The sequence below is a fragment of the Halosimplex pelagicum genome, from assembly GCF_013415905.1.
GTDB classification, from domain to species: Archaea; Halobacteriota; Halobacteria; order Halobacteriales; family Haloarculaceae; genus Halosimplex; species Halosimplex pelagicum.
Genome location: NZ_CP058909.1, coordinates 1,747,976 through 1,761,695 on the forward strand (window position 1 = coordinate 1,747,976; position 13,720 = coordinate 1,761,695).

18 protein-coding genes are annotated in these 13,720 nt (G+C 61.6%); 4 read left to right on the plus strand and 14 right to left on the minus strand.

Annotation, left to right across the window (positions count from 1 at the left end):
* The first annotated feature begins 297 nt into the window (after positions 1-297).
* Positions 298-1,125: an IS5 family transposase gene (locus tag HZS54_RS08620; RefSeq protein ID WP_179918055.1), complete on the plus strand. Its 828-nt coding sequence runs from the start codon at positions 298-300 to the stop codon at positions 1,123-1,125.
* Positions 1,126-1,146: 21 nt separating this feature from the next.
* Here HZS54_RS08620 and HZS54_RS08625 read toward each other — a convergent pair whose 3' ends face one another.
* The 10 genes from HZS54_RS08625 to HZS54_RS08670 form a co-directional block, all read right to left on the minus strand.
* A complete protein-coding gene (locus tag HZS54_RS08625; protein WP_179921915.1) occupies positions 1,147-1,326 on the minus strand; it encodes a hypothetical protein in 180 nt (59 codons plus the stop codon).
* A 7-nt stretch (positions 1,327-1,333) separates the two neighbouring features.
* Positions 1,334-1,633 (minus strand): hypothetical protein, encoded by a 300-nt coding sequence (locus tag HZS54_RS08630; RefSeq protein WP_179921917.1) that lies wholly within the window; start codon positions 1,631-1,633, stop codon positions 1,334-1,336.
* Positions 1,634-1,828: 195 nt separating this feature from the next.
* A complete protein-coding gene (locus HZS54_RS08635) occupies positions 1,829-2,503 on the minus strand; it encodes a hypothetical protein (RefSeq protein WP_179921919.1) in 675 nt (224 codons plus the stop codon).
* A gap of 36 nt (positions 2,504-2,539) precedes the next feature.
* Positions 2,540-3,511, minus strand: a complete 972-nt coding sequence (locus HZS54_RS08640; protein WP_179921921.1) for a hypothetical protein — start codon at positions 3,509-3,511, stop codon at positions 2,540-2,542.
* A complete protein-coding gene (locus HZS54_RS08645; RefSeq protein WP_179921923.1) occupies positions 3,501-4,331 on the minus strand; it encodes a hypothetical protein in 831 nt (276 codons plus the stop codon). Before HZS54_RS08645 ends, HZS54_RS08640 begins: the two co-directional genes overlap by 11 nt.
* A 1,017-nt stretch (positions 4,332-5,348) precedes the next feature.
* Complete coding sequence (locus HZS54_RS08650) at positions 5,349-6,110, minus strand: thrombospondin type 3 repeat-containing protein (protein WP_179921925.1); 762 nt, start codon at positions 6,108-6,110, stop codon at positions 5,349-5,351.
* A 279-nt stretch (positions 6,111-6,389) separates the two neighbouring features.
* Complete coding sequence (locus HZS54_RS08655) at positions 6,390-6,890, minus strand: hypothetical protein (protein WP_179921927.1); 501 nt, start codon at positions 6,888-6,890, stop codon at positions 6,390-6,392.
* Positions 6,883-8,589, minus strand: coding sequence for a hypothetical protein (locus HZS54_RS08660; RefSeq protein WP_179921929.1), 1,707 nt, complete (start codon positions 8,587-8,589; stop codon positions 6,883-6,885). Before HZS54_RS08660 ends, HZS54_RS08655 begins: the two co-directional genes overlap by 8 nt.
* Positions 8,496-9,002: a hypothetical protein gene (locus tag HZS54_RS08665; protein ID WP_179921931.1), complete on the minus strand. Its 507-nt coding sequence runs from the start codon at positions 9,000-9,002 to the stop codon at positions 8,496-8,498. Before HZS54_RS08665 ends, HZS54_RS08660 begins: the two co-directional genes overlap by 94 nt.
* Before the next feature lie 24 nt (positions 9,003-9,026).
* A complete protein-coding gene (locus HZS54_RS08670; protein WP_179921933.1) occupies positions 9,027-9,263 on the minus strand; it encodes an HTH domain-containing protein in 237 nt (78 codons plus the stop codon).
* Between the two features lie 216 nt (positions 9,264-9,479).
* On the opposite strand from HZS54_RS08670, the gene HZS54_RS08675 reads away from it, so the two are divergent.
* A complete protein-coding gene (locus tag HZS54_RS08675; protein WP_179921935.1) occupies positions 9,480-9,650 on the plus strand; it encodes a hypothetical protein in 171 nt (56 codons plus the stop codon).
* A 102-nt stretch (positions 9,651-9,752) separates the two neighbouring features.
* A complete protein-coding gene (locus tag HZS54_RS08680) occupies positions 9,753-11,378 on the plus strand; it encodes a hypothetical protein (RefSeq protein WP_179921937.1) in 1,626 nt (541 codons plus the stop codon).
* Positions 11,379-11,521: 143 nt separating this feature from the next.
* Here the strand turns inward: HZS54_RS08680 and HZS54_RS08685 are convergent, their stop codons facing one another.
* The 4 genes from HZS54_RS08685 to HZS54_RS08700 are packed head-to-tail and all read right to left on the minus strand — an operon-like array spanning position 11,522 to position 13,440.
* The gene (locus HZS54_RS08685; RefSeq protein WP_179921939.1) at positions 11,522-11,683 is read right to left on the minus strand and encodes a hypothetical protein; all 162 of its coding nucleotides are present in this window, start codon (positions 11,681-11,683) and stop codon (positions 11,522-11,524) included.
* A gap of 44 nt (positions 11,684-11,727) precedes the next feature.
* Positions 11,728-12,273 carry a DUF7261 family protein gene (locus HZS54_RS08690; protein WP_246391855.1) on the minus strand — a complete coding sequence of 182 codons (546 nt, stop codon included), beginning with the start codon at positions 12,271-12,273 and terminating at the stop codon, positions 11,728-11,730.
* Positions 12,270-12,719 carry a DUF7262 family protein gene (locus HZS54_RS08695; RefSeq protein ID WP_246391857.1) on the minus strand — a complete coding sequence of 150 codons (450 nt, stop codon included), beginning with the start codon at positions 12,717-12,719 and terminating at the stop codon, positions 12,270-12,272. The genes HZS54_RS08690 and HZS54_RS08695 overlap by 4 nt, the downstream gene beginning before the upstream one ends.
* Positions 12,712-13,440 (minus strand): DUF7263 family protein, encoded by a 729-nt coding sequence (locus HZS54_RS08700; protein ID WP_179921941.1) that lies wholly within the window; start codon positions 13,438-13,440, stop codon positions 12,712-12,714. Before HZS54_RS08700 ends, HZS54_RS08695 begins: the two co-directional genes overlap by 8 nt.
* A gap of 69 nt (positions 13,441-13,509) precedes the next feature.
* On the opposite strand from HZS54_RS08700, the gene HZS54_RS08705 reads away from it, so the two are divergent.
* The gene (locus HZS54_RS08705) at positions 13,510-13,719 is read left to right on the plus strand and encodes a hypothetical protein (RefSeq protein WP_179921943.1); all 210 of its coding nucleotides are present in this window, start codon (positions 13,510-13,512) and stop codon (positions 13,717-13,719) included.
* The last annotated feature ends 1 nt before the right edge of the window (position 13,720 follow it).

The window sequence follows — 13,720 nt, forward strand, 5'->3', positions numbered from 1 at the left end:
CCCGTTCAATTTCGAGCTCGTCAATATTCAGGGAATCCACGATCGTTTTTGTGTTCTGTCGTTTATTTTGAACCGCTACAATCTCCTTCTGAAATTCATCGATATTTTTTTATTGAGTTCCCGTCCAACCTCTCTGGCCGACGGATTATCGCTTTGGGCCATATTCTGGATCGTAATTTCAATCCATTCATCAGACATTTGTCGACCTTTGGTTTTTGTCGGCTCTGGTGAATCGCTGTACGGCGTTGGCTTCGACCGTCAGAACGAGGAAAGTGAAGCGGGAAATCGCCGATGCCTATGTCGAAGATCTCCCGCTTCACGAACAAAGCGGTTCAGTTAGCTAAAAACGCTGTTGGTGGGCGAGGCGAAGTCGCCGCCCCCGAAGGGGGTGGCGGCTTCGCCGAGTACGCGGTGCTGTCGCTGCACTGTCTGCGGGTTTACCTAGAGAAGTCGTACCGGGAAACACTCGATCTGCTGAGCGAAATGCCACAAATACTCGGAGAGATCGGCCTCGACGCGACCGATCTCCCCGATCACTCGACGCTGGTCAAGTGGTTTGATAGGATCAAGACAGCACTCTGGCGAGTGCTGCTGCGCCTCTCGGCGCAGCTGCACGACCCGAGCGGTCACGCCGCGATCGACGCGACGTTCTTCGACCGCGAAACCGCCAGCAAACACTACTGCCGCCGGACGAATTACCGCGTCCAGACGCTCAAAACCACTGCGCTCGTCGACACAGAAAGCCACGCGATTCTGGACGTTCACTGTACGACCGAGAAACGCCACGACACACAGCTCGGCTGGCAGGTCGCCCGCCGCAACGCGGGCGACTTGGCCAGCCTCGCTGCAGACAAAGGCTACGACTGGATGGAATTACGCGAGAAACTCCGAGAGGAGGGCGTGAGACCACTGATCAAACACCGCGAGTTTCGGCCCATCGATCACGCGCACAACGCGCGGATCGATGGGCCTCGCTACCGCCAACGATCGACGTGTGAAACCGTCTTCTCGACGATCAAGCGCACGCTCGGCGACGCCGTGCGTGCGCGAGCGTGGTTTCGGGAGTTCCGCGAAATCGTCCTGAAATGTGTCGTTCACAACATCAAGCGAGCCGTGACACCGTGAAATCAAGCTACGTCTGGCGATTCACCACGGCCTTTTTGTCTTATCCAGCCACCCCTTCCCAATACCTCCGTTTTCGCACTTGAACTTTGCCTCGATAATGTGGAAGGTGTCGGCGTCACAATCACCGTCGTCGTTCTCGTCCTCACAGGCGACCACGTCGAAGCCCGTGTCGCCCGTGCCCTTGACGTAGGCGACGACCAAGCCGCGCTCACGAGCGAACGTCGGGGTCGTCGAGCGCTTCGACGAGCGCACTGGGATGCTCCTCGTCCTCCAGCCCGCCATCGGTCATCACTCGCTTGGTCGTCTCCGAGGCGTCGTCCTGGAGGAACTCCCGCGCCGCGTCTAACTCGCCTTGGCTGTCGATGCCCTTTAGGTCCTGTGCGGTCGCTCGCAGGATCGTGTCGCCGACAGTGACGACGAATACGAGTTCGGGGTCGTCGACGGGCCCGGTGATGCCGACGCCGACGTTGAGCGTCGTCCCGCTATCGTCAGATTCGGGCAGCGTCACGCCGATGGCGTTGTCCGGTTCGAGCGCCCGACCGATGTTCTCCAGCGTGACATCGTCGTCGGTCGCGTCGATGAACTCCCACCCGCGGCCGGTCTCGATCCCGTTCGACTCGGAGTAGTTACCACGGAGGAGGATCGATCAATCGAAAGTTGCTCGTAGGAGAGCTCAAATGACGTCCAGAATTTCGCGTTCGACTCAGTGAATATCCTCGTGGGCCGGTAATCCGATGTACTCGGCAACGTGTCGGCAGTCCGTTTCCCACTCCACGTCGTCGTGACAGAGGACGATGATGGCGCCGTCGTCGAGTTCTCGGACCTCCCAGGCAGGGGCCGACAGCAACGTCTCACGACCGTAGGTTTCGACCATCGGCGGCGTGAAGACAGCGAGCCAACTCAGGTGGTCGTACTCGTCGTTGGCGAGCGATTCCGCAGTGAACGGTGGATTGCCGGTCTGGTGAATATCGAACGCGTGTCGTGGCGTCTCTGCGTAGACGGCGACCGGACGCTCGTCGGTGGCCTCGTACCCAGTCGCGACCATCTTGACGAACTGCTGGAGCGGTTCGCCTTCTTCGGCGCCGAAGGGGTTATCGTCGCCGCCCTCCAGATACCGGTCTTCGCCGATCCAGTACTTGATCAGCGGCGAATACAGTAGGTCCCACTCGTCTCCGTATTCATAGTTTTCCAGATGAGACATTCCGGTCACGTCCGGAACGTCATTCGAGAGCACTCTGACTGAACCAAATTTAGTTTCTACGAACGCAGGAGACGTTTCGAAGTCTGCATGTTGTTCGAACGCCTCCCGGTGTTGCTGCTCCAATTCGTCATTCTCGCCGTCACGATATGCGAAGTAGATTATAATTTCGCTATGCATCACCGGTATCACCGGTCAGGCTCAATATTCCGGATGCTACAGGTCAGACTGGTTTTTGATATCCCATCTTCCCCCTTCATCTTTTATTAGGAGAGCTTCGTCGTCAGGGTAGTTGACAGTCACGGTCGCACCCTCACTGTAGCGGTCCTGCGGAAATGCGTTTCGGAGGAACGTCTCGATCTTCTCGTCAGGTGAGTTTACAAGCGGGTGAACTTCTTCCCCAGTAAATTCGAGCTCCAGTGAGTCCTCGTCTCGGTTTTGCTTGAAGTTCTCTAGAACCCATTCGACGATGTGGCGAGTCTCCAGTGTATGCGCCCCTGGTACCGTCTCTTGTGGCGTATGCCACCCCTCCGCATTCTCGAACGTGTCGATCGTGAGTTCGACAGGGTCGATACTATCGTATAGTCGGGAAAGTGACGTGGCAAGTCGTGACTGATCGAGCTTCGCCAACGGCGTCGCTGGCGGGAGGTAGTACTTTTCCTCGTCCCCGTCGAGCCAGTGGTCCGAATGGCCGGTTATGTCTATTACTTCTGTCATACACGGCTTCATGACTTCCATCTGCCTCAGAGAGATCTCGAGTGGAGTAAAAGGAAACTTCGCCGAAGAGAAACCCTCTCTCCGAACGATATCGGTGTTCGTCGACTCATCGCAATAGAATATTCCGTCTGAGAGAGTTACACGGATCCCTTTAGTTATAATTACGCTTCCGAGGCGAGGAGTGCCAATGTCCTCGGCAGTTTCCTTCAGAGCATCCGTGATCTTCGAGGTAGAGAGACCATCCTCATCGATCAAGCGTCGTTCGTGATTGGATTCTTCATTCTGGTCAATAATCGAGTACTCTACCTCGATGGGGCGAACGATCTGTTCCATACCACGGAGGATATTTTTCGTCGAAAGAATACCTCTCTCAAAGCGTTCCTGTGGTTTCAGACCGTCTAATGGGGATTCTAGTCGGATTCGAAATAGCCTTTCATCGTAGCTGATATATTCGTAGTCTTCAGTTTCCATTGTTCACCTCTTCGTACACCTCTCTGATAGTAAATTCGCCACCATCGACGAGCTCTCCGTCTTTAGTGATCACCCGAATGGTCATCTCCGGATTTTCGAACCCTGCCGGGCTCTGTGGCAATCCTGTTATTTCAGGTTTATTTGGGTCATTATCCACTTGGATTAATGTTTTGAACGATTCCCTTGGTGTCTCCGCTTCAGAAGTCGTGGGGTTGAAGTCACTAGCGATGTCGCCTTGAGCACTGATCTCAACGACCTCATTGTGACTCTCGGCAATTCCGTTAAACGAGCCGTCGGCTTCGATCACTTTGTCCTTTATTTTGAGCCCGTTATCGAGATCTTCTTCTACCATCTTTTCTTCGAGATAGAGTGTGTTCCCGCCTCGGCCCACCCGAATATCGGGTTCGGCGGTGCCTCCAATATCCGGATCGACCTCAGCATCTCCATATTCTCTCGCATAGTGGACTGTCCGCCTAGCCTCTAGCATCTGTCCTAATATCTGGCCGTCGTCCTCACTATTGTATATCGTCTCCTGGACTACCCGATTCGGATCCGTGATCTGTGTTCCGTCTGCTTCCACGAGACTCTGAATCTCCCGCACGCTTCGGGCATACTCCCCAACGTCCTGATATTCGATTGCAGAACTCGAGTCGGCTGCACGCTCTGCGAGAACGCTACGCCACGTTCTCATATCCGCATCGTTGAGGTCGGCTGTGAGGAATGCTTTGAGCGTATCTGGTTCCGACTCGGAGAGGGCGTCGACGAGCTTTACCCCGTCTCCACGGGCATTGATTACAAACTGCTCTGCTTCGATTCTCACTGTTCCGCTCTGAGAACCGATCTGCTGAACAGCACGCTCAAGTTGTTCAGTGGACTCAATCGACTCCTCGTCCGCGAGTTGTACGACGGTTCGACGGTAGAGCTCTTCTGACTGTCCCCCATCAAAGAGCGCGCCGATCGTTTCAGACTCTGCTTGAGCGAGGAACTCGACACTCTCGCTGTCGACGCGCCCGACTAACTCAGTGAGTTCCGCTTGTCCTGGTTCACCGAGAGTCGCGTAGGCAGATACGAGTCCCGCACGCTGCTCGTTAGTTACGTCTAGTTTTTGCAGCTGTTCACACGCTGACTGGTCCAGCTGGGAGAGGGCTTCGCTCGAAACAGGCCCATCGAGTTTACTCGCACAGTCAACCGCCTCTTCTCCGTTCTGTTCGAGGAACTCTTTGACGTTCTGTTGGGCCTCACTGGCATCTACAACCTCTCAGTTCTTGTGCGACTTGCCGAGAGACCGCACCGGCGGCAGACACGGCCAAGAGGACTTTCCGTGGATCACCGCTTCCACCCACTACCTTGGCTGTCACCTTCCGTTTCGCGGCTGTCGTCGTTTCCACTTCGACTGTGACCGTTTCGGTCCTTTCAGCCGTTAGAAGTCTTCGAACCTCTTCTTTCGTGATAGAGGAGGTTCGCTTTAGATACGTCCAACCGTATCCTCGGACGAACTTCCCAGAGACATCTACGTATCCAGTCGTAAGGTCGCCACCCTCGGCTGGGAATCTATCGAGTGAAGCAGTCGGGTGAAGCGGCGTACTGTACCGTTCAACCCAATCATCCCCTGTCTCTTCTCTGATCGCATATTCCCCTGCAAGGACTAGAATTCCGACAGTATTGATCCTTGATATCGGTATCTTAGCAGCCTGCGTCGAGGTTCTAGTCGCTGAAGCTGTGAGGCCGGCGATTACTTGATTCGTACTAACAGATCTGTTTCCATCTGTAAGGTTGACAGTAACTATATGGGAATTCCCATTGGTGTCTGTTGCATTGATCGTGACTGCTGGTGACGTTAACGGCCCTGCAACGTTGAAACTGACATTGTTCCCGGTCGGGTCTCGGAGCGTACGAGTCGTCCCAGCAGTAAAGTTGACGACCACTTTCTGGATACCGCTCTGGTCGCTGACTGCTGGAGTCGCGAAGTAGTTTCGAAGGCCAGGGAATCCGGCCTCTCCGAACGAAAGGTTGATCTTGGGCGGGATATTCTCAGTATACGGTTCTGGTCCTCGAAGTCGGTAAATTGGTCATCATCGGGATTTGCGTCGAGCGGATCGGTCCCGAACGCTCTTTCTTCCCGGTCTGACAGGTGATCTCCGTCGGGATCTACTGCAGTGGGATCACTGATGATAGGGAAGATATCGCGCTGAACAGTCGTAGCACCGACGTCGCGGCCGACCGTGGTCAGCGACTCGAACTCCACGGATTCGTGCAGTTGGTCGCCGTCGGTGTCGGGATTCAGCGGGTCGGTCTCGAACTGCGTGAACTCCCCGTCGACCTGTGTGGGGATGCCCCGGAACTCCTGGCGGTCGGGGAAGCCGTCCTGGTCGGAGTCGCGGGTGTCGTCCATCTGGACCGGTCCTGTCGCCAGCGTGTTCGCGATCGCGTAGCGTACGTCACCACTCGGGTCGGTATGCGCCCGGAACTTCTCGGCGTCGTCGGGGATCACGTCGCCGTCGGAGTCTTTCTTGCGCGGGTTCGAATCGACGTGGACCGAGCCGTTGGCCTCGTGGGTCGCGTAGCGGTAGGCCTGCCCGCTGCGGTTGATCGTCGGCACCGTCCAGCCCTCGATTTCGGTGTCGTCGGTCAGGCCATCGCCATCGGTGCCGACTTTCGTCGGGTTGTTGTGGATCTGCCAGTTGCCACCCGAGAGGCGCTGCGTGATGGGGTCGTCGTCGTCGGTGACGATGGTGAACGCCACGGATCGCTGGACGATTGAGCCGACCTCTTCGCTGTCCGAGAGCCCGTCGGCGATCTAGGAGTCGTCGCGCGTGACCGGTTGGGTGTGGTCTACGATACCCCTGCTACGTCTAATTAAGGCTGTTATCGGAGCAAATTAGCAGTCGAACTGCTCCGAGTCGGTAACGCTGTACGAGCGTAGCGCACCGGAGTCGAGCACTCTGACGCCCACCGTCTGGTCGAGAGTCGTGTTCGGTGTCTGCCAGTCGGTGACCGTCGGGACCACGTACGCGGTGTCGGCGGGCAGCGACGTGTCGAACGGGATCCGCCACGATTCGTTCGCTGCCGAGATACTTCCGAGGTGCTCCCGCTTCAGAACGGCCCCGTCCGCGTCCCAGAACTCGACGCACACGCCTGACGCGGTCCCTCGAAACTGTCCATTGGCCGCGACGAACCCGTCGATCGTTCGGTGTTCCCCCAGCGAGATGTCGGCACCACCCAGCTGGAGCGACCAGATCTCCTCATAGGTCTCCGTGATTGCCGTTTGGGTCTCGGCGTTGGCAGTTGAGCGCGGTTGCTCCGTCGGCCCCGGTGAGGGGGCTTGGCAGCCTGCGAACACGACGAGCGCGAGGAGGACGAACGCCAATCGGTCAGTCATCTCGCTCCCTGCTGTCTACGTTGTCCAGATCGACGGTGAACAGTTCTTCGATGCTGAAGGCGGAGTACCTCGCATTCATCGGGGGTTCCTCGTAGGATCCCTGCCACCCGGACGCCATGGTGCTCCAGAGATCGATCGAGGGGTAGTTCGGGAACGAGAGGTACTCCGGGGTGGTATCGCTCGAAGACCCAGAGTACACTTCACCACTCGGACCCGTCTCGTCGGTGAAGCAGGTGTCGAGCAGGTGGCCGGCTTCATGGACGCCGGTGACCAGGAAGTGTTCCCCCGGGTTCCCACTCCGGAGTTCATCGATAAACAGTGCGTTGCCGAAGTCGAAACCAGTCCGGTACGTGCCGCCACGACGAGAGGTCCGACCGGCGCTCCCGCCCGCGTGTTCCGTGCCAACAAAGAGGTACGCACGCTGTGCGCCCGCATCGGCGTAGACCTGCCAGAGCCGGTTGATGTCTCTGTTGGACAGTGGTGGGTTGCCCGCGGCTTGACGCACTGCGTTAGCCGACAACTCATCATCGATGACGAACCGTACGTCGATACCGTAGAACGCAAAGTTGTCCGAGACGTTTCCGAGTTCTGTCTGGAGTCGTTGTTCGTTCCACGCGATGCGCTCGTCGTAGTCCACCTCAAAGACGAGCGTGGGGTCCGGCGTCGTCTCGACGTCAGTGGGATCCCCGTTGGTATTCGCTCCCGCAGTCGCCCAGTGGAGTTCACCGATGTGGATATTGGAGTGTTCCAGCCCGGAATTTCCAGCGACATCCGCACCGTCGTGCCCTTGCTGGTCGGGAGTCGGCACGGCCGTGACGGCGTGGAAGCCGGCCTGTTCCTGCACCGAATCCTTGACCGGAACGCCGCTCGATTGCAACGCTTCCCTGTACAGCACAAGATTGTCCGCGTATTCGATCCCGCGGTCGTGGTCGTAACTGACGTTGTAGACGCCGATCCAGCCGTCCCAGTAGCCGTCACCGTCAGTGTCCGGGTCGGTCGGATCGGTGGTGTACGTCTCGCTGGCCCCATCGACACTGACCGTCACACCGTTGATTTCCTGGCCGTCGGTCAGCCCGTCGTCGTCGTCGGTGTCGGGATCCCACGGGTCGAGCTGATACGTATATCCGTCGTCGATAGGCCCGGCGTTACGTGGCGGCGAGTCGTAGCTGGTGACCTCCACTTTATTCGGGAGCCAGTAGTCCGTCCGTATCTCTCCGTCGAGTGCGGTGAAGTTGAACCGGTCGAGCCCGTTGCTCTGTTCGGTCACGAAGTCGAAGTCGTCCGTCCCGTCGGTGAGGTTCGGGTGCTCGATGCTTTCGACGCCCGGCAAGGAGTCACTCCGCAGTCCCAGTTCGGCCTTCAGCCGCCACTCTTCCCAGGACTTCCCCTGGAATGCCCGCTCGAACTGCCGTTCGTGCCGGCTGGTGATCTCGTAGGTCTGGAGCGCTTGTGGATCGGTGTGGGTGTACAGTTTCTCCTGGGTGTCGTTCAGCCCGTCCCCGTCGGTGTCTCTGCGGAGGGGGTCTGACTCCACGGAGAGGTTCCCGTCTCTGTTCTTCGCCGCGGCCGCCCATCGAAGGGGCTGATTGAGGTGGGCGGTTTGATTCATGACCGAGATGTTCCAGCCGGAGATCTCCTCACCGTCTTCGAGCCCGTCACCGTCAGTATCTTTGTTCCCGAAGCAGGGTTGCTGAACCACTGATACCCGGTCTCCAGCGCCTGGCTGTTGGGCGGTTCCTGGGTGACCCGGGCGTCGAGGTTGATTTCCTCACCGTCTTCGAGGCCGTCGCCGTCGGTGTCCGCATCGAACGGATCGAGCGTGATAGTGGGCCCGTTCGCGAGCGGGATGCCCCTCACTTCGCGGAAGTCGGGGATGCCGTCACCGTCAGAGTCGCGTGTGGCGACGCCCTCGGTCGCCTTCTCGAAGTCGATGTAGTGGGCGCGCAGCCAGGAGTTGTCGCCACCCGTGTGGCGCGCGTCCGCTCGCAGCGAGACGGTCACCGTCTCGCCGGCGTGTTCGGTGATATTCACACGACGGACGACCGTTCTGGTTTTCGAGCCCTTGTCGTAATCGCTTTCGAGCGGGTAAATGTCGGTCTCGCCGTCAAGCAATAGCGTCGCACGCGACCGCGTAGCTTACTCGTCCATGCGGACGGGGATCCACCAGACGCGGCTGCGGCCGCCGACCTTCTTGCTGGTCACGTCGGTCTCCTCCTGGAGGTCGTGGAGTCGGTTGAGTGCAGTGCGGCGCGAACAGCCCAGCGCCTCGGCCACTTCGCTCGCGGTGAGCGGCTCCGCGTAGTCGCTGCGGTCGCGGAACACCTCGATCACGTCCGACTCGGTGTACTGGGTCTCGCGGCCGGGGTCGACCATACCCCCCGTTGGGGCGCTCGGCTCTTAGGGGTTCCCACGAGGGTAGTACCGCGTTCCGAGATTCGCCGCGCCGTCGCACCTCGACCGGCTGTGAACCACAAACCGTAATGTATTCGCTCGTCGTACAGTGTCTACGAACGACACCACGACCGATGCACACTCGGACCGTATCGCCGCCTCGACCCCGTGACCCCTCCGTCGAGACGACAGTTGCCGATGCAGCGTAACGGCCGTCGTTCCCTCCTGACCGGCGCTTTCCTGGTCGTCGCGTTCGGCGGCGTCGCCCTCGGCTACGGCGCCTCTCTGTTCGCCGCGGGCGGCGACTCGACGCTCGCGCTACTCGCCCTGCTGGTCGGGATCGCCGCCGTCGTGCCGGCGCTGCGGTAGTTGATCCCCCCGATCTGGGCACCGACGACACGTCGGTGTCGTCCGACCACCATCCCGGGCGGTTCCCAACGTTTAACTCGATTCGTTCGTGGTTGTGAGGACATGTATCGGGTCTTACTGGTCGTGTCGTTACTTCTGGTCAGCGGCTGTAGCTTCCTCGGTGCGGGGGGCCAGTCCGGGACGCCGGACCAGCCGTCCCCCGAAGTGACGGCCGCCGCGACCCCCTCGACGACGCCGACGCATCAGCCGACTTCCGGAGACGGCCGCCAGTCGACGACTACGACGCAGCGTCCGACCGCGACGCCCAGTCCCACGGCGGTCCCGGACTCCGACGGCGACGGGCTCGGCGACGCTCGCGAGCGCGAACTGGGGACGGACCCTGAGCGCGCCGACACGGACGACGACGGGTTGAACGACAGCAGGGAACTGGCGGTGGGAACCGATCCGGCGAGGGCCGATACCGACGGCGACGGACTGGCCGACGGCGCGGAAGTCCTGGAGTACGGGACGAACGCGACCGTCGTCGATACCGACGGCGACGGCCTGACCGACAGAGCGGAGGTCGAGGACCACGGCTCCGACCCGCTGGCCGTCCACTCGGACGGCGACGGGTTGAACGACACCGCGGAGATCAGGGTCCACGAGACCGACCCTGCGGTCGCGGACACGGACGATGACCGTCTCAACGATAGCGCGGAGCTCGACCGCGGGACGGATCCGACCGCCGCCGACACCGACGGGGACGGACTGGACGATTATCGGGAGGTCAACATCCACGAGACTGACCCGCTGGCGGCCGATACCGACGGCGACGGGTTGAACGATAGCAGGGAACTCGGCATGGGGCTCGATCCGACGGCGGTCGATACCGACGGAGACACGATCAACGACACCGTCGAGTTACGACGGTACGACACTGACCCTGGCGACGCACACTCCGACGGCGATACGCTGAACGACTCCGCCGAGATCGAGATCTACGGCACCGCACCGACCCATCAGGACACCGACGGTGACGGGCTCCCCGACGGGGTCGAAGTGAACATGACCGACCGGTTCCCCGACGCCGACCCGCTGGAGAAAGATATTTTCCTCGAACTCGACTACAGGACGAAACTCGACGACCACGATGTCGAGGCGATGAAAGAGCGGTTCAGGGATGCGCCCGTGAACACGACGACGGGCGTCGAAGAGATCTTCGAAAACGGAACAGTTGACGAGTCGAAAGTCCGCGACGGTATCGACCTCCACGTCTACTTCGACGACGAACTGGAGTGTGACGGGACGACCGAACCGCCCCAGGAAGTCCCCGGAACGATCGACCGCGCCTGCTCCGGTGGTGGGCACGACAACGTCGGCTACTACTACGGGCGGATCGTCGAGGAGGTGAACATTCCCGACAACGGCATGGAGGAAGCCGGTTTCGCGACGAGCGACTCGTTCTACGCCGCGGACCAGTCTCGCTCGGACGTGACGACGCCCGTCGTCATGCACGAACTGGGGCACGTCCTCGGTATCTACGCCGCCGGTGTCGACTCGCACGAGTTCGACCACGACGAGTATCCCAGCGTCATGAACTACAACGCGCCCGCCACGTTCCTCGGATACTCCGACGGGACGAACGGAGACGACGACCACGACGACTGGGCAGAGATCGGGGCGGGTCTCGCTTACCAACCGTACACCGACCCGTATCAGGTCAGGGACCAGACGGACGAGCGAGAGTGATCCGCCTACCCCGAAGGATGCTGTGAGAGTCCCGGCGACGAGCCCGTCTGTCCCGGAGAGTCGTCATCGGACTGGTATCCGCCGTCGCGCTGCTGGCCCTGCTGGTCGGGACCGTCGCCGTCGCCCCGGCGCTGCGGTAGCTGTCACACCTCCCGGTCGTTCGGGGGCTCGGAGTCGTCCGAGAGGAAGACACTGTCCTGCTCCGGGTCGAAATACACGTCCAGCGCCCGAAGCGCGCCGGCGTAGGCCGCGAACATGACGAACACGAACGCGACCATGGCGGGGAGGAGGTACTGGAGGGGCATTATTGGACTCCTATCACCACCGACTGCGAAAGGGATGCCGGTCGTTACTTGACCGCCGGCGCGACGACGGTGAGCTGGACCGTCTCGCGGTCGGTCGTCACGGTTAGGTCGTAGCCGACCGCGAGGAGGAGGGATCGTCCCCCTCGTTCCTGAACGACGACGCCGCGGTCGGCCGCGCAGGGACCGAACTCCCGCCCCGAGCCGCTCGGACAGTTCGCGGTCGCCCACCGCTGTGCGGCGGTCCGGTTAAACTCGACCGTGTACGCGATGCCCGCTTCGACGCGGGACCGCTGCAGCGTTCGTATCCGCGGCTGGAGGCGATTTCGGGCCTCCGTGACCGCTCGCCCGCGGTCGCTCCAGGTGAACTCGCCGCGGAGCGCCCGGGAGGTCTCGTGTGTGGTCCGCTGGAGATACGACCGCCCGTCGGCCGCGGCTTCGCCGTCGACGCTCGCGGTCCGCACGTCGGCGTGGTAGCCGAGTTGCAGGTACGCGACGAGCATCGCCACCAGCGCAAGCGCGACGACGACGCCGGCGAGCAGCACCATCTGTCCGCGGCGGTCGGCGTCCGGTTCGAGTGGCCGTCGTCTCACGCGTACCACACCCTGATCGTCAGGTCGCCGTGGCGGGTCGTCACCGTGGCCGCACCGGTCGCGACGCGGGACGGTTTGCGGTGGCCGACGCGACCGTACGGCGTCTCCACCCTGAACATGACGTTGTCGGGCAGGATGCGCTCGACGCGGCGGTCGAGGGCGTCTCGCTCGCGCTCGAACGTCTCGGCCGACCGCGTCACCTCCGCCAGGCGCGTTCCGCCGCGGTGGCGCGGCGGTTCCTGCGACAGGATCGTCGCCGCGTCCTCGGCGTAGGCGTCCAGTTGCTGTGTTTCGTCAGGTTGTGGCACGCTGAGTGCGAACCCGGCAACGACTCCGAGTACCAGCAACACCGCCAGCGCCCCTTCCACCGCCGGCATCGGGAGCTGCGCGCGGTCGTCGCGGTCCGCAGCCGAGTGAGCACGCGGCCCTTCGGCGGCGTCAGTCATCGACGGTCACCCCGAGTCGCGCCTTGGTCGTGTTGCTCGGTGCGAACGTGAGCGTCACGTCGCCGCGGTCGAGGCTGCTGTTGGCGAGGAACGTGAACTGGACCGTCTCCCGGCGGGACAGCGAGACCGTGTACCGTCCGTCGAGCCCGCCTGGGTCCCGGAGCACGATCCGATCGTTCGCTCGCACCGCGCTGACGGAGACGTTGTCGGGCGGTCCGATTTCGAGGTCGACCCACGGTGTCCGACGGGGGAGCGTGACGCGGTTCGGTCCCGAGAACGACGGCGTGACCGTCTCGTTCCGCCGGCGTTCGACGAGGACGATCCGGCGTCGCGTGATTCCACCGCTCGGCGTACCCGCGGCCGCGACGACTCGCCCGTCGACCGTGACTCGGACGGAGCGTCCGTCGAGTATCGGGTAGCGGCTCCGGAGCGCCGCGGCGTCGAGCGACGCGACCGCTCCCCGGTCGAGGACGTTCGAGCGGTTCGTCACCGGCGACGCGTCGGCGACGATCCGGTCGGCGACCGCCGTCGCCGCGTGACGTTCGCCGGCGTCCCGGAACTCGCCGGCGAGGGCGCCGTTTGCGGCCGCGACGCCGAGGACGGTCACCGTCGTCAAGGCGAACAGCGCCGCCGCCAGCGCGGCGAGGTTCGCCTGGGCGCGGCTCGACCGGGACACCCTCCGGGAACCGTTCGACCGACGACCGCTTCCGTTCACGTCCACCACCTCGGATACTCGACTCCTCGCCGCGGAACGCCGGGACTTACGGGAGTCGGTGCCGACCTATCGGCCGTGCCCGCGGAACTGACGCCCGACTTCCCGCTCTTTCTCGGCCTGATGCTCGCGGCGATCTGCGGAGCGGTCGCCGCGCTCGTGTACGTGGTCGCCCTTCCCGGCTCGCCGGCGGTCGCGCTCGCGTACGGTTTCGGCGGCCTCGGACTCACATTCCTCGCGATGGGAGCCGTCGCCGCGGGGATCCTCCGGGCGCTGGACGGCGAGTGAG